Genomic DNA, 24,653 nt, shown 5'->3' with positions numbered 1-24,653 from the left:
CCGTCGGATGCGCAACAGCTTCGACGGCACGGCCTGGTTCGTGTTGCAGGCCCGGGACGTGCACGGCGACGTGCACGTCCACCTGCCGGCCGCGGCCGGGCCGGTCGACCTCGCGGCGGCGGAGCTGGCCGGGTTGGTGCTGGCGCAGTGGCGCGACGAGTCGGCCGCGCGCGACCTGTTCGACCCCGCGCCGCTCCCCGTGCGGTGGCGGGCGGGCCGCGCGGACGCCGACCACCCGGAGAACGTCGGCGCCGCCGTCCCCGAGGGCGACGACCTGGTCCGGCTGGCCGAGGCGTTCCGCGCGCTGCCCCGCGGCCGGCTGGTGGTGCTGGGCGAGCCGGGTTCGGGCAAGACCACGTTCGCCATGCTGCTGGCGCAGCAGCTCCTGGTGGGGTTGCGCGCGGACCAGTCGGTGCCGGTGCTGCTGTCGGTCGCGTCGTGGGACCCGGTCCGCGAGCGGCCCGCCGAGTGGCTGCTGCGCCGGATCACCGAGGAGTACCCCGGCCTGCACGTCACGCACGGCCGGGCCGCGGTCGAACGGCTGGTGCGCGACCGGCGCGTGCTGCCGGTGCTGGACGGGTTGGACGAACTGCCCGCTCCGGTGCGCGGCCGGGCGCTGGCGGCGATCCACCAGGGCTTCGGCGAGGTGATCGTCACCTGCCGGGCCGCGGAGTACTCGGCGGCCGTCGCGGGCGGCGGTGTGCTGCGGTCGGCGGCGGTGCTGCGTGCCGCCCCGCTCACCGCGTCCGCCGTGGTCGCGCACCTGCGCACGGCCGTCACACCGGACCGGTTGCCGGCGTGGCGGCCGGTGGTGGCCGAGCTGGAGAGCCGGCCGGACGGCGACCTGGCCGCCGCGCTGTCCACGCCGCTGGCCGTGTGGCTGGCCCGCCGCGTCTACCGCTCCCCCGCCGCCGACCCCGCCGAACTGCTCGGCCTGCCCCACCGCGCCGCCGTCGAGGCGCACCTGCTGGACGGGCTGGTCCCGGCCGCGTTCGACGACGACCGCGGCCGGTGGGAGGTCGACCGGGCCACCCGCTACCTGCGGTTCCTGGCCGACCACCTGACCGCTCACCGCGAGCAGGACATCGCCTGGTGGCGGCTGGGCCGGGCGCGTCCGGCGCGGGTCGCGCTCCTCGCCCTGGCCTCGCTGGTCGGCGGGGTGGTGGTCGCGGCGATCGTGCTCGCGGACCTCAACTTCACCGACCCGGAGCGGCTGGGCTGGATCGCGACCGCCCTCGGCTTCCCGATCGGCGCGGTCGTGTGGTCGTTCGTGGAGCTCACCTCGGGCCCGCTGACCGCCGACGGCCGGGCGCCCACCGGCAGGTCGGGCGGCCTGGCGTGGCGCAGGCGCGTCCGGGCGCTGGTCGGGGAGGCGCGGCACCGGCCGCGGCGGGCGGCGCTCACCGCGGCCGGCCTGGTCGGCGGCACGGCGTTCATCGGCCTGCCGCTGGCCTCCGTCGGCGACGGCTTCGGCTGGTTCCTCCTGCCGCTGGCCCTGCTGCTCGGCCTGGGCAAGTCGGTGCTGATGTCACCGGTCGACGCGGACCGCGCCGTCGACCCGGACGAGCTGCTGCGCGGTGACCGCAAGGCGGTGCACGCGGCACTGCTGTTCGTCGCGCCGCAGGTCGGCACGCTGATGTACCTGCCCACGCTGCACGCGGGCAAGCCGGTGGCGGTGCAACTGCTGCTGGGCGCGGTGTTCATGGTGGGCTCGTGGGCCGGGTGCGGCGCGGTGGCGCTGCTGGTCAGCGCGTCCGGCCGGTGGGCGGTGGCCCGGGTCGGCCTGGCGCTGACCGGCCGCCTGCCGTGGGCGGCGATGGCGTTCTTGCGCGACGCCCACCGGGCGGGTGTGCTGCGCCGGGTCGGCGGCGTCTACCAGTTCCGGCACGTGCGGCTGCGCGACCGGCTGGCCACGGTGGCGCCCGCGCCGGAACGCGCGCTGACCACCGTGCCGGTCCGGGGCAGCGAGGTGCTGTTCCGGCAGGCGAACGCGGTGTCGCCGACGTGGGCGGTGCTGACGGTCGCCGGCACGGCGGCGACGGCGGCGTTCCTGGCGCTGAGCACGATGCCCCGGTTGTTCGTCCCGGTGTGGGTGGCGCCGTTGATCTTCGTCGCGGGCGTCGCGGCGGTGCACTGGCACGCGCGCGGCGTGCCGTGGCGGCCCAACCGGCTGCGCGTGGAGCCGGACCGGCTGGTCGTCTCGTGGCACGGTCGGTCGCGCGAGTTCACCGCCCGCGAGGTGGGCCGGCTGGAGGTCCGGCGCGTCGCGGAGGACGCCTACGGCCTGCGCGTGCGCACCAGGGCGAGGATCCGGCCCGCCGGCGACGACGGCTGGCTGCTGATCTGGCCGCTCGGCACGACCTCCGACCAGCACCCGGACCTGGAACGGGCGCTGGCCCGGTTCGCGCGCTCGGCCGGTTTGCGGGTGATGAGGTCTGGCTAACCAGGCCGCATGACCAACACGCTCGTCCTGGACGTCGACGGGACGCTGGTGGACACCAACTACCACCACGCGGTCGCCTGGTACCGCGCGTTCCGGCGCTTCGACCTCACCGTGCCGACCTGGCGCCTGCACCGCGCCATCGGGATGGGTGGCGACAAGCTCGTCGCCGCCGTCGCGGGCGAGCACGTGGAACGCCAGCACGGTGACGACCTGCGCAAGGCGTGGGAGGCGGCGTTCGAACCGATGCTGGCCGAGATCAGGCCGCTGGAGGGCGCGCACCGCCTCGTCGCCGCGGCGCTGGAGCAGGACTTCGCGGTCGTGCTGGCCAGCTCGGGCAAGCGCCACCACGTCGACCACTACGTGAAGCTGATCGACGCGTCCGGCATCACGTCGACCTCGTCGGACGACGTCGAGGACAGCAAACCCGCGCCGGACCTGATCGAGGTGGCGCTCAAGCGGGTCGACGGCGGCGGCCGGGCCGTCGTGATCGGCGACTCGGTGTGGGACTGCGCCGCCGCCGCGCGTGCCGGGTTGCCGGTCGTGTGCCTTCGCACGGGTGGTTTCGGCGAGGCCGAGTTGCGGGAGGCCGGGGCATCGGCAGTCTACGAAGGACTCGACGAGTTGCGGGCGGACCTCACCGACCTGCCGATGGCGTAGGAGGAATCGTGCGGATCGGGTACACCCTCATGACCGAGCAGGCCGGGCCGCGCGAGCTGGTCGAGCACGCGGGGCTGGCCGAGCAGGCCGGGTTCGACTTCGAGGTGATGAGCGACCACTACTCGCCGTGGCTGGACGAGCAGGGGCACGCGCCGTACGCGTGGAGCGTGCTGGGCGCGGTCACGCAGGCCACCGAACGGGTCGAGCTGATGACCTACGTGACCTGCCCGACCGTGCGCTACCACCCGGCCGTGGTGGCGCAGAAGGCGGCGACCGTGCAGCTGCTGTCGGGCAACCGGTTCACGCTGGGCATCGGGGCCGGGGAGAACCTGAACGAGCACGTGGTCGGCCGGGGCTGGCCGCCGGTGAACGTGCGGCACGAGCTGCTGCGCGAAGCCGTGGAGATCATCTCGCAGCTGTTCGACGGCGGGTACGTCAACTACTCCGGCCAGCACTTCCGGGTCGACTCGGCGAAGCTGTGGGACCTGCCCGAGCAGCGCGTGCCGATCGCCGTCGCGGTGTCGGGCGGGCAGTCGGTGCGCACGTTCGCGCCCCTGGCCGACGCGATGGTGGCGACCGAGCCGGACGCGGCGCTGAGCCAGGAGTGGGACGTCTTCCAGGGCGGGCGGTCGCGCAAGATCGGCCAGTTGCCGATCTGCTGGGACCCGGACCGCGACGCGGCCGTCGAACGCGCCCACGAGCAGTTCCGCTGGTTCGCGGGCGGGTGGAAGGTCAACTCGGAGCTGCCCGGCACGGCCGGGTTCGCGGGCGCGACGCAGTTCGTGCGACCGGAGGACGTGGCCGCGCAGATCCCGTGCGGCCCGGACGTCGGCCCGGTGGTGGAGGCGGTGGCGAAGTTCCGCGAGGCGGGCTTCACCGACTTGGCGCTGGTGCAGATCGGCGGCGACCACCAGCGGGAGTTCCTGGACTTCGCCAAGGGCGAGCTGCTCCCCGCCCTGCGCTGACGGGCCGCGCGGGCCGGGCGGCACCGGCCCGGCCCGCGCTCACACCCCGGCCCGACCTGTGGCGGGCCTTTCGTCCACCGGCGGATCCGCGTCGATCCGCCGGACCTCCGCCGCCCGGCGGGTCAGCCCTTGCCGCTTGAGCCGCTGCGGGTCTTCGACGTCGGCGGGCCGGTCACCTTGGACGCCCCCGGGTCGGGGACGATCACGACCGGCGCGTGCGACGGCAGGCGGACCTCGGTTTCCCGGGCCGCGGTGGTCGTCGGCGCGGTCGTGGTGGAGGTGGGGGTGGTTCCGACCGCCGTGTCGCCGCCGGTGTTCCCGGTGTTCCCGGCCGGTGGCGCCTCCGGCGACGCGCCCTGCACCACGGTCACCGTCGACGGCTCCTCCCCCGGCACGACCGCCACCCCGGTGTTGCGCGCCTCGTCGGCGACCGGCTCCGGCACGCCGCTGGTCGTCGGCCGAACGGCGCGGTCGCCGTGTTCCGGCGTGCTCTGGTCGCCCAGCAGCAGCACGCCGAGCACGGTCAGCACCGCCGCCGCGGCCGCGGCGCCCACCAGCAGCGCCCGGTTGCCGGTCTTCGGCTCCGGCTCGTGCTCCGCGACCCCGACCCGCCGCACCGCCGCCACCTCGGCCAGCGGCGACAGGCCCGCGCTCGCCCGCTGCGCCTGCGTCAGCAGCCGCTCGCACTCCGCCGCCGACGGTCGCTTGGCCGGGTCGGACGCGGTCATCGCGGTCAGCACGTCGGTCCACGGGGCGGGCAGGTTGGTCGGGATCCGCGGCTCCCGGTGCAGCCGGGACAGCGCCGCCTCCGTGTCGCCGCCCGGGTACTCGGGCCGTCCGGTCAGGCACTCCAGCAGCACCAGGCCCAGCGCGTAGACGTCGGCGGCCGGCAGCACGTCGCCGCCGCGCACCTGCTCGGGCGCGAGGTAGCCGGCCGTGCCGACCAGGATGCCGGACTTGGTCACGCGGGTGACCTGGCCCTGCAGCGCCAGCCCGAAGTCGGCCAGGTAGGCGCGCCGCCCGGCCGTGTCGAGCAGGATGTTGGACGGCTTCACGTCCCGGTGCACCACGTCGTTGGCGTGCACGTGGGCCAGCACGCCGGCGATCTGCGCCCCGATCGCGGCCACCACCTCGGGCGACATCGCGCCGCGCATCCGGCGGCGCAGCGTGCCGCCCTCGACGGGCTGCATCACGAAGTAGGGCCGGCCGCGGAAGCTGCCGGTGCCGTACACCTCGACCAGGCCGGGGCACCGCAGCTCGCCCAGCACCCGCGCCTCGCGGTCGAGCCGGATCCGGTCCTCGCCGGAGGCCTGGCCCAGGAAGAACTTGATCGCGACCTTGCGGTCGAGCCGCCGGTCGACCGCCCGGTACACCTCGGCCATGCCGCCCGACCCGTACAGGTTGCCCAGGGCATACCGGTCGTCGACGACTTCCCCGGTCAGGTCACCGTCCCACATCCGGTTGAACCTCCGCTGTGTCGACGACGTCGGCCCGGACGCCGGAAGGTACCGGTCCCGGGGTGGGGCCAGCCACCCCGTTCGCCGATCCGGGTTCACCTACCCGTTGCCCGCCCGTCACAAACCACCCGTTTCTTCGGGGTGCCGAAGCCGTACCCACACCGGGCGAAGCCTACGAGAATCGGGCCGGCAGAGGGTGACGAACCGGCCGGCCGTGCGTCGAAGACCACCCGGTCGAGTGAGCTTCGATGCACGGTCGGACGTAGATCGTCACCCGTTACGGGGTGGCGGTCGCGCAGGTCGTCGTCGGCGGGGTCGTGGTGCTGCTGGAGGGCAGGGTCGTCACCGGCGGGCCGGCCGAGGCGGGCCGGGTGCCGCTGCACAGGTGCGACTCCACCCGGCCGTCGGCCGAGTCGCCGTGAGCGAACACGACGTACTCCACGCCGACGGAGAGCCTGATCCCGCACATCGAGCCGGTGGTGGTCGTGAGGACGTCGACCCGGTCGGGCACGTCGCCCTTGTACTCCCGACCCACGGCCACGGCGTACCGGTACTTGTCGTCGTAGCTCGTGGCCGGGTCGCCCGCCTCCAGCGCTTCGCCGAGCACGACCCCGGCGAAGACGTGGCTCGCCTGGTAGAAGCGCTGCCCCTCGGTGCCGGGCAGGCAGCTGCACGCGCTGGCGGACGTGGTGAGCACGGCGGTGAGCAGGGCGGCGGTGACGGTGACGACACCGGCCGCGTGGACTGAGGATCGGAAGCGCGCCAAAAGATCCCCCTCGTGAACATAAGGAGTGGTCAGCGGCGGTGTCAGCTCAGCGTACGGTCAACCGTGCCGGGTCGGAGACCACCCAGCCGGGTGGTCTCCGACCCGGATTCACGGCGTCGCCGTCGCGCAGGGTGTCGTGGGTGGCGCGGTCGTCGTGGTGGTGACCGCCGGGCCCGTGGTCGTCGGCGGGCCGCCCGCGGCGAGCCGGATGCCGCTGCACTGGTCGGTCTCCACGCGGCGGTCGGACACGTCGCCCGTGGCGAACACCAGGTACGCCTCGCCCACGGTCAGGGTGAGGCCGCAGGAGTGGTTCCGCTGGGTCAGCACGTGGACCCGGCGGGGCACGTCGCCCTTGTACTCGGTGTCGACCTCGACCGTGTACCGGTACACGGACCGCTCGACCTTCTCGTGGACCACCACGCCGGAGAACACGTAGGTGGCCTGCTGGTAGCGCAACGCCTCGTTGCCGGGGTTGCAGATGCAGGCGCTCGCCGGGCTGGTGAACACCGCGGCGAGCAGGAGCGCGGTGACGGTCAGGACACCGCCCGCGTGAGCGAGCAAGCGGAAGCGCGCCAAGAGATCCCCCTCGGGAGGAGCGGTCTGCGGCGGTGTGCGACCAGCGTACGGTCAGGCGTGCAGCGCGAGCCAGAGCTCCGCGCGCACACCCGCGGGTTCCAGTGACCGCCCCAGCAGCCGCTCCACCCGCTGGAGCCGGTTGCGCACGGTGTGCCGGTGCACGCCCAGCCGGGTCGCGGCGGGGTCGGCCTGCCCGTGGCACGCCAGCCACACCCGCAGCGTCTCGCGCAGCACGTCGTCCAGCGGCGCGAGCAGGGCGGCGGCGAACCGCGCCGCGTCCGGGGCCAGCAGACCGGCCCCGGCGACCTCCTCGAACGTCGCCACGCCCGCCTCCCGCGCCCGCAGCGCCTCGCGGTAACCGCGGGCGACGCTGCCCGCGTCCACGGGGCTGGACGCGTGCGCGGGCACGTCCACCGCGCGGGCCAGCACGACCACCCGCCCGTCCACCTCCGCCCAGAACCCGTCCGGTTCGGCGGGCTCGCGCAGCACGAACACCCGGAACGGCCCCTCGGGCACCCCCGCCACCGGCACGCCCGCCAGCGCCAGCCGCATCCGCGCCTCCCGCAGCTCCCGCCGCACCGCGTCGACCTCGTCCGACCTGGCCAGCGCCACGGTCAGCAGCGACGCGGCGGCGTTGACCACGCCCGCGTCCAGCGGCCCGCCCGCCGCGACGGCGAGGAACCCGCGCCGCCCGAGCACCTGCATGGCCACGTGCCGCTCCCCGTCCTGCCACGCCGCGCCGGCCGGCCCGCCGGACGACGCGAGCCGCCGCACGTGCCCGGCGAGGTCGGGCAGCGAGCCCACCACGTGCACCGGCGTGCCGTGCGGGTCGAGCAACGCCGCCGCGCCGTCGAGGAGCCGGGCCAACCGCCGGACCACGCCCGGCGGGCCGTCCCCGACCGCGGCCCGGGTCAGGGAGCGCTGCGCCGCGCCCGCCCGCGCGAGCGCCGCGTACTCGTCCGCCGCGACGGCCCGCGACACGGCTTTGGTGATCGCGATGAACGGCGTGGCCCGCGGCACCTCCAGCAACGCCAACCCGACGTCCCGCGCGACCTCGACCAGGTCGGGGGGCACGCGGTCGTGGCTCAACCCGGTGCCGAACCCGAGGCCCACCGCGCCCGCCGCCACCAGCCGCCGCACGTACCCGCCGTGCGGCCCGAGCGCGATGCCGGTGGTCAGCAGCAGCTCGCCGCCCTCCAGGAACGGCGTGGGGTCGGCCAGCTCGGTGCTGTGCACCCACGCCACCACCCGGTCCAGCCCCGCGTCCACCAGGACCGGGAGCCCGACCTCCCGGGCCAACCGCCCGACCGTCAACGCCATGGACACTGTGTACAGCCCACTCCCACCCGATCGCCACTGTGGACACTGTCGCCCGTCCCCGCGCGGGTCGATGCTGGACCCATGGCCCGACTGCGCACGGAGATCCCCGGACCCCGGTCACGCGAGCTGACCGGACGGCGCGAGGGCGCGGTCGCGGCGGGCGTCGGCTCGGTGCTGCCGGTGTTCGTCGACCACGCCGAGCCCGGTCTGCTGGTCGACGTCGACGGCAACCGGCTGATCGACCTGGGGTCGGGCATCGCGGTGACCGGCGTCGGCAACCCCGCGCCGCGCGTCGCCCGCGCCGTCCACGAGCAGGTCGACCGGTTCAGCCACACGTGTTTCATGGTCACGCCGTACGAGGGCTACGTGGACGTGTGCGAGCGGCTCGCCGAGCTGACCCCCGGCGGGCACGCCAAGCGCTCGGTCCTGCTCAACTCCGGCGCGGAAGCGGTGGAGAACGCGGTCAAGATCGCCCGGCACGCCACGGGGCGGCCCGGCGTCGTGGTGCTCGACCACGCCTACCACGGCCGCACGAACCTCACCCTGGCGATGACCGCCAAGGACGTGCCCTACAAGCACGGCTTCGGCCCGTTCGCGCCCGAGGTGCACCGCGTCCCCGGCTCCTACCCGCTGCACGACGGCCTGACCGGCGAGGAGGCGGCCCGCCGCGCCGTCGCCGCGATCGACCGACCGGACGAGGTCGCCTGCGTGGTGGTCGAGCCGATCCAGGGCGAGGGCGGTTTCGTCGTGCCCGCGCCGGGGTTCCTGCCCGCCCTCGCCGACTGGTGCCGGTCGCACGGCGTCCTGCTGGTCGCCGACGAGGTCCAGACCGGTTTCTGCCGCACGGGCGACTGGTTCGCGTGCGACCGCGAAGGCGTCGTGCCGGACCTGGTGGCGATGGCGAAGGGCATCGCGGGCGGCCTGCCGCTGGCCGCCGTGACCGGGCGCGCGGACGTGGTGGACGCCGTGCACGCGGGCGGGCTCGGCGGCACCTACGGTGGCAACCCGATCGCCTGCGCCGCCGCCCTGGCCGCCCTCGACACGATGCGCGAGCTGGACCTCAACGCCGCCGCCCGGCGCATCGAGGCGACCGCGCTGCCCCGCCTGCGCGCCCTGCCCGACGTGGCGCAGGCGCGCGGTCGCGGCGCGATGCTGGCCGTCGAACTGGCCTCCGCCGAGGTCGCGGGCCGGGTCGCGGCCGCCTGCCACGCGGCCGGGGTGGTCGTGCTGACCTGCGGTACCCGTGGGAACGTGATCCGCCTGCTGCCACCGCTCGTCATCCCGGACGAGCTGCTGGCCGAAGGCCTGGACGTGCTTGAAGGAGCCATTCGGTGACGACGCCGCACTGGGTCGCGGGCGAGCCCGCGACGAGCGAGGACCTGGTCGAGATCCGCACACCCCACGACGGCGCGCTCGCGGGCGTGACGTCGAACGCGACCGCCGAGGGCGTGGAGCGGGCCGTCGCCGCCGCGCACGCCGTGGCGGACGACTTCGCCGCCCTGCCCGCGCACGCGCGGGCCGCCGCGCTGGACCACGTGTCCCGCCGGCTCGCCGCACGCGCGGACGAGGTGGCCGCGCTGATCACCGCCGAGTCCGGCAAGCCGGTGAAGTGGTCGCGGATCGAGGTCGCCCGCGCGGTGTCGACGTTCCGCTGGGCCGCCGAGGAGGCGCGCCGGTTCTCCGGCGAGCTGCAGCGGCTGGACACCGACCCGGCGGCGGACGGCAGGCTGGCGCTGGTGCGACGGGCGCCGCGCGGTCCCGTGCTCGGCATCGCGCCGTTCAACTTCCCGCTGAACCTGGTGGCGCACAAGGTCGCGCCCGCGTTGGCGGTGGGCGCGCCGATCGTGGTCAAGCCCGCGCCGGCGACGCCGCTGGTCGCGCTGCTGCTGGGCGAGCTGCTGGCGGAGACCGACCTGCCCGCCGGGTCGTGGTCGGTGCTGCCGGTGCCCAACGAGGTGGCGGGCGCGCTCGCCGAGGACCCCCGGCTGCCGGTGGTGTCGTTCACCGGTTCCGGCCCGGTGGGCTACTCGATCCTGGACCGCGTGCCGCGCAAGCACGTCGTGCTGGAGCTGGGCGGCAACGCGGCGGCGGTCGTCTGTCCGGATTGGACGGACCTGGACCGGGCGGCGCAACGGATCGCCACGTTCTCGATGTACCAGGGCGGGCAGTCGTGCATCTCCGTGCAACGCGTGTACGCGCACGAGGACGTGTACCCGGCGCTGGCCGACGCGGTGGTGTCGCACGTGCGCAAGCTCGGCACGGGCGACCCGACCGACCCGGCCACCGACGTCGGCCCGCTGATCAACGAGGCGGCCGCCCGGCGGGTCGAGGCGTGGGTCGACGAGGCCGTGGCGGCGGGCGCGCGGGTGCTGACCGGCGGCCGGCGCTCGGGCGCGGCCTACGAGCCGACGGTGCTGGCCGACGTGCCGCCGGGGTGCAAGGTGGTGGACGAGGAGGTGTTCGGCCCCGTCGTGGTGCTGGACCGCGTGCCGTCGGTGGACGAGGCGTTCGACCGGGTGAACGCCTCGCGGTTCGGGTTGCAGGCGGGCCTGTTCACGCACGACGTCCGGGTGGCGTTCCGGGCGGCCAGGCGACTGGCCGTGGGCGGGGTGATCGTGGGCGACGTGCCGAGCTTCCGGGCCGACCAGATGCCGTACGGCGGGGTCAAGGAGTCGGGCACGGGCCGTGAGGGGGTGCGGGCGGCGATGGAGGACCTGACCGAAGCTCGGGTTCTGGTGCTGACCGGGTTGGAGTTGTAGCGCTCGGGCAGGTCGTCGTCGCGGTCGCCGCCGACCTCGACCACGCCCGGCGGCTGGTCCTGCCGCGTCCGACGGGCCCCCGCGCCCGCGCCGGCCACGCTGGGGAAACGCGGTGGTACGGCGCGTGCGCGGGTACGGTCGCCGATCGTGGACAGGGTTCGGGTCACGTCGAAGGCCGGGTTGACCGCGGCCGGGTTGCCGGCCGGGCGGCCGGTGCTGGTGCTGGTCGGCGGCGCGGGCGGGATGGCGGGCGGCGACCTCGAAGCGCTCGTGCCGGTGCTGCGCGACCTCGTGCCGCTGCTGGACGCGTGCGGCGCGGTGGTGGTGGACGGTGGCACGGACGTCGGCGTGATGCGGGCCGTCGGTCGGGCGCGGGCGGCGGCAGGGGGGGCGTTCCCGCTGGTCGGGGTGGCCGCGGAGGTCGCGGTGGACCTGGACGAGTTCGAGCCGAACCACACCCACCTGGTGCTCGTGCCCGGTGACGCGTGGGGTGACGAGTCGCCGTGGCTGGCCGACGTGGCGGACGTGGTCGCCGGGCCGGAGCCGTCGCTGACCGTGCTGGTGAACGGCGGTCCGATCACGTTCGACGACGCCGAGCACAGCCTGGGCCGCAACCGGCCGCTGGTCGTGCTGCGCGGCAGCGGGCGCACCGCGGACGCCATCGCCGAGAGCGCGGACGAGCGGTCGACCGCGATCGCCACCTCGCCGTTGACCACCGTGCTGGGGTTCGACGAGCTGCGCGCGCACGTCGAGCGGGTGCTGCGCCCGGGCCGCTGACCGGGATACCGGTCGCTGCCGGGCGGAGGGCTCGCACGGTTACCGGGGAGCGCTCGGCTCCGGGCCCGCTTCGACCCCCGGTCGCGCCACGGCGCCGTCGCCGAGCCGCAGCCGGTGCGAGGGCCTGGTCGAGCTGCCTGGCCGGCACGGGGATCGCGGACGACATCAGGTACTTCTCCGCGCCCGCCTCCGGCACGCGCCGGACGGGGCCGCGGTAGCCGGCTCCGAGCCGGCTCGTCCCGGGCCCGAGCCGCCCGATCACCGCCACGGGTTCCGCGGGGAGGCTCACCGCATCGATCCGCGCGCTGCGTTCGTGGCCCATCGAGGTCATTTCCCACACCCGCGCGGGTCCGTTCCGTCCGAGGACCATCGGAGGTTGATGGTTGTCACGGGGCAATCACAGAGAGTATGGTCTAGACCTGCCGCCGCGTTTGGGTGAACGCTCCACCCAGCGCACTCGGGTTGGCGTTCGCCACAAGCGTTTCCGCCCATCCGATCAGAGGAGTCCACATGTCACTCCGCCGAAGGATCGCCGCGGTGGCGGCAGGCGTGCTCGCCGCGCCGCTCGTGACGGTCGCCCTGCCCTCGGCGCCCGCGTTCGCGCACGGGTACGTCTCGTCGCCCGCCAGCAGGCAGGCGCAGTGCGCCCGCGGCCTGGTGCCGTGCGGCGACATCAAGTACGAGCCGCAGAGCGTCGAAGGCCCCAAAGGCCTCCGGAGCTGCAACGGCGGCGTCGCCCGGTTCGCCGAGCTGAACGACAACTCCAAGGGCTGGAAGGTCGCGAGCACCGGCCAGACCGTCACGTTCAACTGGACCTTCACCGCTCGGCACCGCACCGCCAACTACGAGTACTACGTGGGCGGCAGGCGGGTCGGCTACTTCGACGGCGGCATGCAGCAACCCCCGGCCACCGTGTCGCACACGGTGAACCTGGGTGCGACGGGCCGCCAGACCGTGCTCGCCATCTGGAACATCGGTGACACCTCCAACGCGTTCTACGCCTGCATCGACGTGAACGCGAGCTGACCGAACCGCGGGAGTCCTGCGTTCGCGCACCCCGGATCCAACGCCCAGCGCGCCTTCACCGGGCGCTGAGCGTCGACCTCACGGGTCCTGGACGCAGGACTCCCGCGGCGGGGGTCAGGCGGTGAAGCCGCCGTCGGCGTGGAGTTGCGCGCCCGTCACGTACCCGGCCTCCTCGGACGCCAGGAACGCCACCGCCGCCGCGATCTCCGCCGGTTCCGCGTAACGCCCCACGGCCGTGAAGCCGCGCACCACGTCCGCCCCCGCGCCGTCCGCCGGGTTCGAGGCGGTGTCCGTCGCACCGGGGTGCACCAGGTTCACCGTGATCCCGCGCGGCCCCAACTCGCGCGCCAACGCCTTCGTCATCCCGCCCAAGGCCGCCTTCGACGCCGCGTACAGCGAGAACCCGGGGAACACGGCCCGCTCGGACACGTTGCTGCCGATGGCGATCACCCGACCGCCCGGACCGAGGTGCGGCAACGCCGCCTTCACCGCCACGAACGCCGCCCGCACGTTCACGTCGAACGTCCGGTCGAACTCCGCCACCCCCAACTCCTCCACGGGCCCGACGATGAACTCGCCCGCGTTGTTCACCAGCACGTCCAACCGCCCCAGCACGGCCACGGCCTCCTCGACCGCCGCCACCACCGCCTCCGCGTCACCGCTGTCCGCCCGAACCGCCACCACCCGCCGCCCGAGCGCCTTCACCCGGTCCACCACGTCACCGGGCTCGTTCCGGTACGTGATCGCGACGTCCGCGCCCAACTCCGCCAACCGCACCGCGATAGCCGCACCGATACCCCTGCTGCCACCCGTGACGAGGGCGACCTTGCCGTCGAAGTTCATGCCACGATCGTGCCGCCGCAACCGATTCCGGTCCGGCGGGAATCGGACTCGGCGCTGTGCCGACGAATCAGGCCCTACGACGAATCCGGCAGATCGACACCGAGGAGTCCGGGGGGACCGGGACGAGTTGCCACCCGCTGGGGCCGGGACGGCGGCGCCCGGGCGGTGCGCGCGGGCCGTGACGCCCTCGCTGCCGTCGACGGCCCGGCGCGGGGCCCGTGCCGGCCACAACCCCACCGCCGGGGCCATCGGCACCACGTCCGACGTCGGCACCGCTCCGGCTCGCGGCGCGCGGCCAGGGCCCGCCCGGTCGCCTCGGGTGTGCGCGTGGTGCCCGGTTCGGCGAGTCCCCGAGACGGCGATCGACCCCGACGAGGGAGGCTCGTGCCCGGCGCTCCGGGCGTGAGGGTCACCACCCGCCGGAATTTGCGTTGCGAGGCCCGCCGGAGCTCGCATAGGTTCGTGGTACACGAGGAAGGAGGTGGTCCGAAGTTGAATAGCTATAGGACTCGTCGTGAGGTGGCTGTCCGCTAGGACCGACCTTTCCCAGGTGGTCTGGGCGAATCCCAGGCAGCCACCCGGCCCCCGTGACCCCGAGCCCAGTCCAGCTCGGCCCGCACCCGGTGCGGGAAGTGGTCAGGGGGCCGTTTCACGTGCTACGACTCGTTCAGGTGGGCGCGCACGGCCCGCAGGTCGGCGAGGAATCCCCGGTAGGCCTCGTCACGGTCGGGAGCGCGGAGCACCGCGGACGGGTGCACGGTCGCGATCACGTCGTGGTCCTCGACCCGCTCCACCCGACCCCGGCATTCGGTGACCTTGAACGACGCCCCCAGCACGGCCTTCGCGGCCGTCGCGCCCAGGCACACCACCAGGGCGGGCCGGATCCGCGCCAGTTCGGCGTGCAGCCACGGCAGGCAGGCCACGACCTCGCCGCGCGACGGCGTCTTGTGGATGCGCCGCTTCCCGCGCTCGGCGGGCACGAACTTGAAGTGCTTGACCGCGTTCGTCAGGTAGACGCCCTCACGGGCCAGGTCGGCCTCGTCCAGCGCCTTGTCCAGCAACCGGCCGGCGGGCCCGACGAACGGCTCGCCCTGCCGGTCCTCGACGTCACCGGGCTGTTCGCCGACGAGCACCAGCCTGGCGTCCTGCGGCCCCGACCCGAACACGGTCTGCGTGGCCGGCTCATACAGCTCGCAGCCGCGGCAGCCGGCGGCCGCACGGCGCAGCGCCGCCAAGTCCGCGCCCTCGGGCACGAACTCGGCGGCGCCGGCGGTCCGACTAGTGGTCGTCGCCACGGAAGGCGTCCTTGACCTTCTCCCCTGCCTGCTTGAGCGAGCCCTTGGCCTGGTCGGTGCGGCCCTCGGCCTGCCACTGCTCGTTGTCGGTGGCGTCGCCGACGGCTTCCTTCGCCTTGCCCTTGAGCTCCTCGGCCTTGTTGCTGATCTTGTCGTCGGTCCCCATGACCGCTCCTCTCGTCGGGCCTCGTTGTCGCCCGACGGATACCCGTCGCCCGGTCGGGGAAACTACGACGGCATGACCTCACACATCCTCGCCATCGCCGTCGACTGCCCGTCCGACCAGGTCAGGACACTGGAGGAGTTCTGGTGCGCGGCTCTCGGGCTGCACGTGGCACGCCGCTGGACCGACCCCAAAGGGGTGGAGTACACCGAGTTGGCCGGCGCCGGCCCGGTGCTGCTGCTGCAACCCGTGGCCGCGCCCAAGGCGGTGAAGAACCGGTTGCACCTCGACCTCGCGCCCGACGGCGACCGGGACGCCGAGGTGGCCCGGCTGACGGGCCTGGGCGCCCGGGTGGTCGACGCCGACCCCGCCCTGCCGTGGGTGGTGTGCGCCGACCCGGTGGGCAACGAGTTCTGCGTGCTCCCGCCACGCTGAAACCGGCTCCAGTTGCGCCGGACCGCCCGTCCTCTACTACGGTGATCGTCTACGCGGTTGAAAAGCCAGCCGCAAGCCACCCGGCACCCGAAAGGGCACCAGGGTCAGCGAGAGCTGTGGGCTTGCCGGTGCTGGCACCCGCGTGCCTCCACGCTCTCGCACTGCTGGCCTGGCTGACCGGTACCGACGTGCGAGAGAGGAGCCCGACCGTGGTCGGGGACAACGGGCACGATTCGCTGACCGCGCGGATCGCCAGCCTTGAGGCCGAGATCGTGGGACTGCGCAAAGCGGTGCAGACGCGCACCGTGATCGGGCAGGCCACCGGCCTGATATCCGCCGTGCAGGGCTGCACGCCCCAGGAGGGGTTCCAGCTGCTGGTGCGGATGTCGCAGCACCACAACGTGAAGCTGCACACGATCGCGCTGAAGCTGCTCGACCTCTCCACCGAGCTGGGGCCGCGGCAGGCGGTGCGCGCCGTGAACACCGCCCCCGAGCCGGACGCCGGCCCGCCACCCGTCGTCGAGTGGCCGGGCATCGAGGTGGTGAACGCGGCACGCCGGCTGGTCGCGGCCTACGAGGCGGCGCAGCACTCCGGCCAGGACCGGCCCGAGGTCCGAAGACAGCTGGCCGACCAGGTCGAGTCGGCCGGTCGGCTGTTGGCCGAGAAGCTCAGCGAGGCGGGTTGGCTCACCCCCGACCCGGGGGTGTGACCACCGCGCGGTCCACGATCGCGAAGGAATCGGCGGGCAGGTGCACCGCCTGCCCGTCCACCTTCACCTCCGCCGACGCGAGCAGCACCTCGCCCGCCTCGACGTCGAGCCGCACCTCGGTGTCGTCCCCGAGGTTGCACACCACCCGCAACGAGCCCCGGTGCAGCACGAGCACCCGGCCCTCCTCGCGCACCACGAACCGGTCCAGCCGCGGATCCGCGAGCTCCGGGCGGGTGCGGCGCAGCGCGATCAACGCCCGGTAGAGGTCGAGCAGCTCCCGGTGGCCGGGCGCGGACACCTCGTCCCAGCGCAGCGTCGACCGCCGCACGGTCTCCGGGTCGATCGGGTCGGGCACCTCCGACTCGCCCCACCCGTGCCGGCCGAACTCCCGCCGCCGCCCGGTGCGCACCGCCTCGGCCAGCTCCGGGTCCGGGAACGACGCGAAGAACTGCCACGGCGTGCTCGCCGCCCACTCCTCGCCCATGAAGATCATCGGCGTGTACGGGGAGCAGAGCACGATCGCCGCGCCCACCGCCTGCCGCCGCCACGACACCGTGGCCGACAGCCGGTCGCCGGTGGCGCGGTTGCCGACCTGGTCGTGGTTCTGCAGGTAGGCCAGGAACCGGTGGCCCGGCAGCCGGTCGCGGTCCACCGGCCGGCCGTGGCTGCGGCCCCGGAACGACGACCAGGTGCCCGCGTGGAAGAACACCTCGCGCAACGTCCGGCCCAACGCGCCCTCGAAGTCCGGGTAGTAGCCGAACGTCTCGCCGCTCAACGCCACGTGCAGCGCGTGGTGCAGGTCGTCGTCCCACTGGGCGTGCAGGCCGTAGCCGCCGCCTTCCCGCGCGGTGACGAGCCTGGCGTCGTTCAGGTCCGACTCGGCGATCAGCGTCAACGGCCGGCGCACGGCGGCCGACAGCGCCTCCACCTCGACGGCGAGCTGTTCCAGCACGTGCAGCGCGCTGCGGTCCACCAGGGCGTGCACGGCGTCGAGCCGCAGCCCGTCGACGTGGAAGTCCCGCAGCCAGCCCAGCGCGTTGTCGATCACGTACCGGCGGACCTCGTCGGAGCCCTCGCCGTCGAGGTTCAGGCCCGGTCCCCAGTCGTTGCTGCCCGCGAAGTAGGGCCCGAACCGGTCGAGGTACGCGCCGGACGGGCCGAGGTGGTTGTAGACCACGTCCAGCACCACGGCCAGGCCGCGCGCGTGACAGGCGTCCACGAACCGCTTGAACCCGTCCGGCCCGCCGTACGGCTCGTGCACCGCGCCCCACAGCACGCCGTCGTAGCCCCAGCCCGCCGTGCCGTCGAACGAGTTCACCGGCAGCACCTCGACGTGCGTGACGCCGAGGTCGACCAGGTGGTCCAGCCGCTCGACCGCGCCGTCGAACGTGCCGGCGGGCGTGAACGTGCCGACGTGCAGCTCGTAGACGACGGCGCCGGGCAGCGCGCGCCCGGTCCACGACCGGTCGGTCCAGGTGAACGCCGCGTGGTCGTAGACGCGGGACGCCTCGTGCACGCCGTTCGGCTGCCACCGCGACCGGGGGTCGGGCAGCACGTCGTCGGAGTCGCCCAGCAGGAACCCGTAGTCGACGCCGGTGGCGTCGCAGTGCCACCACCCGCCGTCGCCCGCCGTCATCACGTGGTCGCGGCCGTCGACCCGCACCCGGACGCGTTCGTGCGCGGGCGCCCACACCGAGAAACTCACAGTTCTCCTCAGTCCGTCCGTCGGCTCAGTCCGCGACCAGCAGCGCCACCGGGTAGCGGTCCAGCAGGTCCGCCAACCGCGGTGCGGCCGGGCGGGAGGTGAGCACGTCGGTCCACTCCCCCGGCGGCAGCGGCAGCACCGTGTCGCCCCAGCCGCCCGCGTTCGCCAATCCCACCGGAAGCCGGGTGGCCACGGCGACCAACCCGCTCCGCTCGAACGCGACTACGTGCGGTGCGGCCGACCCGGACGCCTCCAGCGGCCGGTAGCCGCGGAACAGCTCCGGCCGTTCCCGGCGCAGCCGCAGCGCGCGCTGCACGACGAGCAGCTTGGCCGCGCCCGAGTCGTCCACGTCCGGCAGCCAGCCGTCCTCGATCCGCGCCAGCAGCCGTCGCCGCACCTCGTAGTCCACGGGTCGGCGGTTGTCCGGGTCGACCAGGGACAGGTCCCACAGCTCGGTGCCCTGGTAGACGTCGGGCACGCCGGGCGCGGTGAGCTGCACGAGCTTCTGCCCCAGCGCGTTGGACCAGCCCGGCGCGACGATCCGGTCCACGAACGACGCCACCTCGGCCCCCACCGGGCCGCCCAGCACCTGCTCCGACCACGCCGCCACGGCCGCCTCGAACGCCTCGTCGTGGTCGACCCAGGTGGTGCGGACCTTCGACTCCTTGGCCGCCTTGTCCAGGTAGGCGCTCATCCGCTCGGCGGTGATGGGCCACGCGCCGACCAGCGACTGCCAGGCCAGCAGGTTCAGCGACGGCTCGTCGATCGGGTGCGCGGCGGTCCACCGGCGCACGAGCTCGCCGAACTCCTCCGGCAGCTCGGCCAGCACCGCGAGCCGGGCCCGGACGTCCTCGGAGCGTTTCGTGTCGTGCGTCGACAGCGCGGTCATCGCGGCGGGCGAGGCCGCTTCGCGCAGCGCCGCGCGGGCGTGGAACTCGGTCGGCGGCACGCCGAACCGGTCGGGCGCGCCGCCGACCTCGTTGAGCGCCACGAACCGCGAGAACCGGTAGAAGGCGGTGTCCTCGGTGCCCTTGGCGACGACCATGCCGGAGGTCTGCTGGATGCGCGTGGCCAGCTCGCCCTGCGGCTCGGCCCGCACCTGCCGGTCCAGCGCCCGCACCGCAGGCGACGTCGCCGCGGTCACCGCCGCCGTCCACGCGTCCAGCCCTTCGGGCAGGTAGGAGCGGTAGACGGGGAAGTTGACCATGACCTCGGCGACGGCCCGCTCGGCCTCCGCCGGGTCGGCGTCACGCACCAGCGCCGCGATCCGGCGCACCTCCGCGCGCAGGATCGTGCGGGTGACCAGCTCGCGGCACTCGTGCTCGACGGCGGCGAAGTCGGTGGGCACGCCGAGCTCGTCGGCCAGCGCGGTGAACGCCGCCTCGCCCGCCGGGTCCACGAACAGGCCGCACACCTCGCGCAGCGCGTCGTAGCCGGTGGTGCCGTCGACCGGCCAGCTCGCGGGCAGCCGCTCGTCCGCGCCGAGGATCTTCTCCACCACCAGCCACACGCCGGACCGCTCGCGCAGCCGCCGCACGTACCCGCCGGGGTCGGCCAGGCCGTCGGGGTGGTCCACCCGCAGGCCGGTCACCTCGCCCGCCGCGACCCACCGCAGCACCTCGCCGTGCGTGGCGTCGAACACCTCGGGGTCCTCGACCCGCACCGCGGCCAGGGTGGTGATGTCGAAGAACCGACGGTAGTTCAGCTCGGTGTTGCCGCGCCGCCAGAACACCAGCCGGTAGTGCTCGTGCTCCTCCTCGGACGCCTCGTCGCCGGCGAACGGCAGCAGCAGCGGCCCGGAGTCCCAGTCGATGTCGAAGAACGTCGCGTACCGCGACGCGCGCCCGTGCCGCAGGACGTCCCACCACCACTTGTTGACGTCGTCGTGGCCGACGGCCATGTGGTTGGGCACGATGTCGAGCACGAACCCGAGCCCGGCCCGCTTGACCGCCTTGTGCAGCGCCACCCGGCCGGACTCGCCGCCCAGCTCCTCGCGGGCGCGGGTCGGGTCGACCACGTCGTAGCCGTGGGTGGAGCCGGGCACGGCCTCCAGCAGGGGCGAGGCGTACAGCGCGCCGACGCCCAGCGCGTCCAGGTAGTCGACGACGGCTTCGGCGTCGGCGAACGTGAAGTCGGGCGCGAACTGGACGCGGTAGGTGGACGAGGGCGGCCCGCCGTGCGCGCTCACTCCTGCTCCAGCCGTTGCAGCACGACCAGGGACCGGGCGACCAGCGTGATCGTGCCGCCCGCCGGCACCACCTCGCCCTGGTCCGGCGCCGTCACCTCACCGGTCGCGGTGTCGACCACGACCGTCCACTGCGGACCGTAGCCCTCCTCGGGCAGCGTGACCTCGATGTCCTCGTGGTGGGCGTTGAACGCCAGCAGGAACGAGTCGTCCAGCACCCGCATGCCCCGCTGGTCGAGGTCCGGGATGCCCTCGCCGTTGAGGAACACCACGACGCAGCGACCGAAGTCGTCGCCCCAGTTCTGCTCCGTCATTTCTTCACCCGAAGGTGTGAACCAGGCGATGTCGCGGAGCTCGTCGCCCTTGCGGATCGGCTTGCCCTGGAAGAACCGGCGGCGCCGCAGCACCGGGTGCTGCCGGCGGAACGCGGTCAGCGCCGAGGTGAACTCCAGCAGGTCGCGGTTCTTCTCCGCGAGCGTCCAGTCCACCCAGGACAGCTCGTTGTCCTGGCAGTAGGCGTTGTTGTTGCCCTGCTGCGTGCGGCCCAGCTCGTCGCCGTGCAGCAGCATCGGCACGCCCTGCGACAGCAGCGCCGTGGCCAGCAGGTTGCGCCGCTGCCGGGCGCGCAGGTCGTTGACCTCGGGGTCGTCGGTCGGGCCCTCGACGCCGCAGTTCCACGACCGGTTGTCGTCCGCGCCGTCCCGGCCGTCCTCGCCGTTGGCGAGGTTGTGCTTGTCGTTGTACGACACCAGGTCGTTGAGCGTGAACCCGTCGTGCGCGGTGACGAAGTTGATCGACGCGTACGGGCGGCGGCCGTCGTCCTGGTAGAGGTCCGACGAACCGGTGATGCGGGACGCGAACTCGCCCAGCGTGGCGGGCTCGCCGCGCCAGAAGTCGCGCACGGTGTCGCGGTACTTGCCGTTCCACTCGGTCCACAGCGGCGGGAAGTTGCCGACCTGGTAGCCGCCCGGCCCGACGTCCCACGGCTCGGCGATCAGCTTCACCTGCGAGACCACCGGGTCCTGCTGCACCAGGTCGAAGAACGTCGACAGCCGGTCCACGTCGTAGAACTCGCGGGCCAGGGTGGCGGCCAGGTCGAACCGGAACCCGTCGACCCGCATCTCGGTCACCCAGTACCGCAGCGAGTCCATGATCAGCTGCAACGTGTGCGGGCTGCGCACGTTCAACGAGTTCCCGGTGCCGGTGTAGTCCATGTAGAACTTCGGCTCGTCGTCGACCAGCCGGTAGTACGCCTGGTTGTCGATGCCCCGCATGGACAGCGTCGGCCCCAGGTGGTTGCCCTCGGCGGTGTGGTTGTAGACCACGTCCAGGATGACCTCGATGCCCGCCTCGTGCAGGGCGCGCACCATGCCCTTGAACTCCTGCACCTGGTTGGCCTGCTCCGGCATCGCCGCGTAACCGGAGTGCGGCGCGAAGAACCCGATCGTGTTGTAGCCCCAGTAATTCCGGAGGCCTTTCTCTTGCAATCCGTGATCGGTGATGAAGTGGTGCACCGGCATCAACTCGATCGCGGTAACGCCGAGGCCCTTCAGGTGGTCGATCACCGCCGGGTGCGCCAGACCCGCGTACGTGCCGCGCAACCGCTCCGGCACCTCGGGGTGCTGCATGGTCAGCCCGCGCACGTGCGCCTCGTAGATGACCGACTCGTTGTACGGGATGTTCGGCGGCCGGTCGTTGGCCCAGTCGAAGAACGGGTTGACCACCACCGACAGCGGCACGTGCCCGGCCGAGTCGAGGTCGTTGCGCGCGTCCGGGTCGCCGAACCGGTAGCCGAACAACGACTCGTCCCAGTCCACGTCACCTGTGATCGCCTTGGCGTACGGGTCGATCAGCAGCTTGTTGGGGTTGCACCGCAGGCCGTGCTCCGGGTCGTGCGGGCCGTGCACGCGGTAGCCGTACTTCTGCCCCGGACCGACGCCGAGCAGGTAGCCGTGGTGGACGAAGCCGTCCACCTCCGGCAGCCGCACGCGCGTTTCGGTCCCGTCGTCTTCGAACAGGCACAGCTCGACGTGGTCCGCGACCTCCGAGAAGAGGGTGAAGTTGGTGCCGACGCCGTCATAGGTGGCACCGAGCGGGTAGGGAGTTCCGGGCCAGGGCCGCACAGAATTTTCCTCCGGACGAGCGGGAACGAATCGACCCCTACCGTTCTGGGGTCAGGATCTGCCGGCGTGCGACCTGGCGAGCTGGCCGCGCGCGGCGACCAGCAGCAGCCGCGCCTCCTGCAGCTCGCAGTAGCGCAGGTGCTCGCACGCCGCTTCGGCACAGGCCACCGCCTGGGCCAGCGCGTGGTCGGAACCCACGTCGGTGCGCCTCAGAGCGTCCCTGAGGGACTCTTCGGCGTGCTGGGCTCCGGCGAGGGGATCGGCGAGGTTCGACGGCCGCACGGCCACCAGGACCCTCTCCACGGTCGTCTCCAGGGCGTCCACCGGACTGCTCTGGGGAATCGCCTGCTCGGGCACGAGCCCGGTGCGGGACATCAAGTCGGTGTTCACGGGTGACTGCCACCTCCAACCTTGGCGCGGGTGACTGGTTGACGATACTCCGCGGCCGGGCCGCGCGCTGTGACGTGCGCGTTTCGCTTCACCGCGCACCGGTCCCGCCGGCTCCGGGCGTGCGGTCGCCCGCCAGCGCCGCGGCCACCCGCCGCACGCGCGGGTCGCCGAACAGGTCGGCGAGCGCGACGGGCAGCGGGATGCGCCAGTTCGGGTACTGGTCGGTGGTACCGGGCAGGTTGGGCTGGCGCACTTCGCCCAACGCGTCCTGTGGCGAGGTCAGCACGAGCACGGAACGGGCTTTCGCGAGCAGGGCGTGGAACGCGGTAACCAGGTCATCGGCAGGGACACCTTCCTGCTTGAGGAGTTCGAGCAACTCCCCGCGCTCACGCTCGGCTGCCCGGTATTCCCCGTCCACCGGCCCGTCAAACTGCCCCAGCTCGGCGCGCACCCGAACGTGTTCGGCGGCCAGGAAACCGGCCACCGTCGGCAGGTCGTGGGTGGAGATGCTGGCCATGGCCGACGCGGTCCACTTCTCCGGCGGGATCAGCGGGTGGTCGGGCAGGTCGTACTCGCGCTGGAACCACAGCACCGCCGAGCTGAGCATGCCGTGCTCGTGCAACGCCTCGGTGACCTTCGGCTCGACCGTGCCCAGGTCCTCGCCCACGACGACCGCGCCCGCCCGGTGCGCCTCCAGCGTCAGCACGGCCAGCATCGCGTCCGGGTCGTAGTGCACGTAGGTGCCGCGCTTGGGCGGTTCGCCCGGCGGGATCCACCACAGCCGCCACAGGCCGGCCACGTGGTCGATGCGGATGCCGTCGGCGTGCCGCAGCACGCTGCGCACCACCGCCCGGAACGGCTCGTAGCCCTGCTCGGCGAGCCGGTCGGGCCGCCACGGCGGCAGCCCCCAGTCCTGCCCGAGGCGGCTGAACGCGTCCGGCGGCGCGCCGACCGTGACGTCCGCGGCGAACGCGTCGCGCACCGCCCACGTGTCCGCGCCGCCGGGGTGCACGCCCACCGGCAGGTCGTGCACGACGCCCACGGGCATGCCGGCGTCGTGCGCGGCCCGGCGTGCGGCGGTCAGCTGCCGCTCGCACAGCTCCTGCAGCCACGCGTGGAACGCCACCCGCTCGGGGTCGGCGGTGGCCGTGGCCGGGTCGCGCTGCTCGGGCGGCCACTCGCGCCAGTCCGGGCCGTGCGCCTCGGCGAGCGCGCAGAACCGGGCGAAGTCCAGCAGCTCGCCCTCGGGCGCGCGGTGCTCGACGTGCCGCCAGAGCAGTTCCAGCGCCTTCGCCTTGGCCGTCCACACGGCGTCGTAGTCGATCAGGTCGGTGTCGTCGGGCGGGCGCAGCGCGTCGATCTCCGCGCGGGTGGCCGCGTCCACCTCGTGGTAGGCGGGGATGTCGGAGACGCGCAGGTAGAGCGGGTTGGCGAAGCGGCGGCTCGACGGCGAGTACGGCGAGCGCTCCACCGGCAGGGTGGGGCTGATCGCCTGCACGGGGTTGACCAGCAGCACACCCGCGCCCAGCTCGTCGGCGCTGCGCCGGGCCAGGGTCGCGAGGTCGGCGTAGTCGCCCATGCCCCACGACTCGGCCGAGCGCATCGCGTAGAGCTGGAGCATCCACCCCCACGCCCTGGGCACCGGCGGGAGCTTGCGCGGCGCCACGATCACGGTCCGCGCGCCGAGCCGGTGGTAGCCCGGGGGCAGCGCGGCGGGCAGCTCGACGCGGCCGCCGTCCTCCAGGTCGACGGCGCCGGTCTCCTCCAGCACGTCGCCCTCGCGCAGCACGACCGTGCCCGGCGGTCGCTTCGGCGCGGCCAGGGCGCGGCGCACCGCCTCCGGCGTCGAGGCGTCCACGTCCAGCTGCGCGAGCACGGCCACGACCACGTCGGGGTCGACGTCCGCTCGGCGTTGGTTCGCGTCCTCGTAGTGGGTGGCCACGCCGTGGGCCTCGGCCAGTGCCGCGAGCTCGTCGTCCACGTCGGACAGCTTCGCCTTCCCCGTCGGTGAGAATCCAGGCCGGTGACCAGTGGTCACCCGAAGGTTGCAGGATGTTT

The 24,653-nt window shown here is 73.8% G+C and carries 21 protein-coding genes; 9 read left to right on the top strand and 12 right to left on the bottom strand.

Annotation, left to right across the window (positions count from 1 at the left end; all coding sequences use genetic code 11):
* The first annotated feature begins 7 nt into the window (after window positions 1–7).
* Genes FHX81_RS33475 through FHX81_RS33465 form a run of 3 tightly spaced genes read left to right on the top strand, consistent with a single transcriptional unit; the run spans window position 8 to window position 4,065 of the window.
* The gene (locus FHX81_RS33475) at window positions 8–2,443 is read left to right on the top strand and encodes an NACHT domain-containing protein (RefSeq protein ID WP_141982522.1); all 2,436 of its coding nucleotides are present in this window, start codon (window positions 8–10) and stop codon (window positions 2,441–2,443) included.
* A 9-nt stretch (window positions 2,444–2,452) separates the two neighbouring features.
* On the top strand, window positions 2,453–3,100 hold the full coding sequence (locus FHX81_RS33470; protein ID WP_141982521.1) for an HAD family hydrolase: 648 nt from the start codon (window positions 2,453–2,455) through the stop codon (window positions 3,098–3,100).
* 8 nt (window positions 3,101–3,108) lie between these two features.
* Window positions 3,109–4,065, top strand: coding sequence for an LLM class F420-dependent oxidoreductase (locus FHX81_RS33465; protein ID WP_141982520.1), 957 nt, complete (start codon window positions 3,109–3,111; stop codon window positions 4,063–4,065).
* Between the two features lie 122 nt (window positions 4,066–4,187).
* Here the strand turns inward: FHX81_RS33465 and FHX81_RS33460 are convergent, their stop codons facing one another.
* The 4 genes from FHX81_RS33460 to FHX81_RS33445 all read right to left on the bottom strand — a co-directional run bounded on the left by FHX81_RS33460 (window position 4,188) and on the right by FHX81_RS33445 (window position 8,184).
* Complete coding sequence (locus tag FHX81_RS33460) at window positions 4,188–5,522, bottom strand: serine/threonine-protein kinase (RefSeq protein ID WP_141982519.1); 1,335 nt, start codon at window positions 5,520–5,522, stop codon at window positions 4,188–4,190.
* Window positions 5,523–5,799: 277 nt separating this feature from the next.
* The gene (locus FHX81_RS33455; RefSeq protein WP_141982518.1) at window positions 5,800–6,288 is read right to left on the bottom strand and encodes a hypothetical protein; all 489 of its coding nucleotides are present in this window, start codon (window positions 6,286–6,288) and stop codon (window positions 5,800–5,802) included.
* A 108-nt stretch (window positions 6,289–6,396) separates the two neighbouring features.
* Complete coding sequence (locus FHX81_RS33450) at window positions 6,397–6,864, bottom strand: hypothetical protein (RefSeq protein WP_141982517.1); 468 nt, start codon at window positions 6,862–6,864, stop codon at window positions 6,397–6,399.
* A 51-nt stretch (window positions 6,865–6,915) separates the two neighbouring features.
* The gene (locus FHX81_RS33445; RefSeq protein ID WP_141982516.1) at window positions 6,916–8,184 is read right to left on the bottom strand and encodes a PucR family transcriptional regulator; all 1,269 of its coding nucleotides are present in this window, start codon (window positions 8,182–8,184) and stop codon (window positions 6,916–6,918) included.
* An 81-nt stretch (window positions 8,185–8,265) separates the two neighbouring features.
* Between FHX81_RS33445 and gabT the strand changes: the two genes are divergently transcribed.
* The 4 genes from gabT to FHX81_RS33425 all read left to right on the top strand — a co-directional run bounded on the left by gabT (window position 8,266) and on the right by FHX81_RS33425 (window position 12,746).
* Complete coding sequence (gene gabT / locus FHX81_RS33440) at window positions 8,266–9,519, top strand: 4-aminobutyrate--2-oxoglutarate transaminase (RefSeq protein ID WP_141982515.1); 1,254 nt, start codon at window positions 8,266–8,268, stop codon at window positions 9,517–9,519.
* On the top strand, window positions 9,516–10,943 hold the full coding sequence (locus FHX81_RS33435; RefSeq protein ID WP_141982514.1) for an aldehyde dehydrogenase family protein: 1,428 nt from the start codon (window positions 9,516–9,518) through the stop codon (window positions 10,941–10,943). The genes gabT and FHX81_RS33435 overlap by 4 nt, the downstream gene beginning before the upstream one ends.
* 147 nt (window positions 10,944–11,090) lie before the next feature.
* The gene (locus tag FHX81_RS33430) at window positions 11,091–11,720 is read left to right on the top strand and encodes a hypothetical protein (protein ID WP_141982513.1); all 630 of its coding nucleotides are present in this window, start codon (window positions 11,091–11,093) and stop codon (window positions 11,718–11,720) included.
* 510 nt (window positions 11,721–12,230) lie between these two features.
* Entirely contained in the window at window positions 12,231–12,746 is a 516-nt protein-coding gene (locus tag FHX81_RS33425; RefSeq protein WP_141982512.1) for a lytic polysaccharide monooxygenase auxiliary activity family 9 protein, read from the top strand.
* Between the two features lie 114 nt (window positions 12,747–12,860).
* On the opposite strand, the gene FHX81_RS33420 is transcribed toward FHX81_RS33425, so the two are convergent.
* From FHX81_RS33420 to FHX81_RS33410, 3 genes are all read right to left on the bottom strand, one after another.
* Window positions 12,861–13,589: an SDR family NAD(P)-dependent oxidoreductase gene (locus tag FHX81_RS33420; RefSeq protein ID WP_141982511.1), complete on the bottom strand. Its 729-nt coding sequence runs from the start codon at window positions 13,587–13,589 to the stop codon at window positions 12,861–12,863.
* 656 nt (window positions 13,590–14,245) lie between these two features.
* A complete protein-coding gene (locus tag FHX81_RS33415; protein ID WP_141982510.1) occupies window positions 14,246–14,884 on the bottom strand; it encodes a UdgX family uracil-DNA binding protein in 639 nt (212 codons plus the stop codon).
* The gene (locus FHX81_RS33410; RefSeq protein ID WP_141982509.1) at window positions 14,868–15,050 is read right to left on the bottom strand and encodes a CsbD family protein; all 183 of its coding nucleotides are present in this window, start codon (window positions 15,048–15,050) and stop codon (window positions 14,868–14,870) included. The genes FHX81_RS33415 and FHX81_RS33410 overlap by 17 nt, the downstream gene beginning before the upstream one ends.
* Window positions 15,051–15,122: 72 nt before the next feature.
* Between FHX81_RS33410 and FHX81_RS33405 the strand changes: the two genes are divergently transcribed.
* Entirely contained in the window at window positions 15,123–15,482 is a 360-nt protein-coding gene (locus tag FHX81_RS33405) for a VOC family protein (protein ID WP_141982508.1), read from the top strand.
* 209 nt (window positions 15,483–15,691) lie between these two features.
* Window positions 15,692–16,192: an ANTAR domain-containing protein gene (locus tag FHX81_RS33400; RefSeq protein WP_141982507.1), complete on the top strand. Its 501-nt coding sequence runs from the start codon at window positions 15,692–15,694 to the stop codon at window positions 16,190–16,192.
* Here the strand turns inward: FHX81_RS33400 and treZ are convergent.
* The 5 genes from treZ to malQ all read right to left on the bottom strand — a co-directional run bounded on the left by treZ (window position 16,170) and on the right by malQ (window position 24,576).
* The gene (gene treZ, locus FHX81_RS33395; RefSeq protein WP_141982506.1) at window positions 16,170–17,897 is read right to left on the bottom strand and encodes a malto-oligosyltrehalose trehalohydrolase; all 1,728 of its coding nucleotides are present in this window, start codon (window positions 17,895–17,897) and stop codon (window positions 16,170–16,172) included. The genes FHX81_RS33400 and treZ overlap by 23 nt on opposite strands.
* A 25-nt stretch (window positions 17,898–17,922) precedes the next feature.
* Window positions 17,923–20,085, bottom strand: coding sequence for a malto-oligosyltrehalose synthase (treY, locus tag FHX81_RS33390; protein WP_141982505.1), 2,163 nt, complete (start codon window positions 20,083–20,085; stop codon window positions 17,923–17,925).
* Window positions 20,082–22,205 carry a glycogen debranching protein GlgX gene (glgX, locus tag FHX81_RS33385; protein ID WP_141982504.1) on the bottom strand — a complete coding sequence of 708 codons (2,124 nt, stop codon included), beginning with the start codon at window positions 22,203–22,205 and terminating at the stop codon, window positions 20,082–20,084. The genes treY and glgX overlap by 4 nt, the downstream gene beginning before the upstream one ends.
* A 51-nt stretch (window positions 22,206–22,256) precedes the next feature.
* Window positions 22,257–22,595: a hypothetical protein gene (locus FHX81_RS33380; protein ID WP_141982503.1), complete on the bottom strand. Its 339-nt coding sequence runs from the start codon at window positions 22,593–22,595 to the stop codon at window positions 22,257–22,259.
* Window positions 22,596–22,683: 88 nt separating this feature from the next.
* Entirely contained in the window at window positions 22,684–24,576 is a 1,893-nt protein-coding gene (gene malQ / locus FHX81_RS33375) for a 4-alpha-glucanotransferase (RefSeq protein ID WP_141982502.1), read from the bottom strand.
* Between the last annotated feature and the right edge of the window lie 77 nt (window positions 24,577–24,653).

The sequence above is a fragment of the Saccharothrix saharensis genome (assembly GCF_006716745.1).
In the GTDB taxonomy this organism is placed as follows: Bacteria; Actinomycetota; Actinomycetes; order Mycobacteriales; family Pseudonocardiaceae; genus Actinosynnema; species Actinosynnema saharense.
The sequence above is the reverse complement of the archived record's forward strand: the minus strand, read 5'-3'. Positions and strand labels throughout refer to the sequence as shown.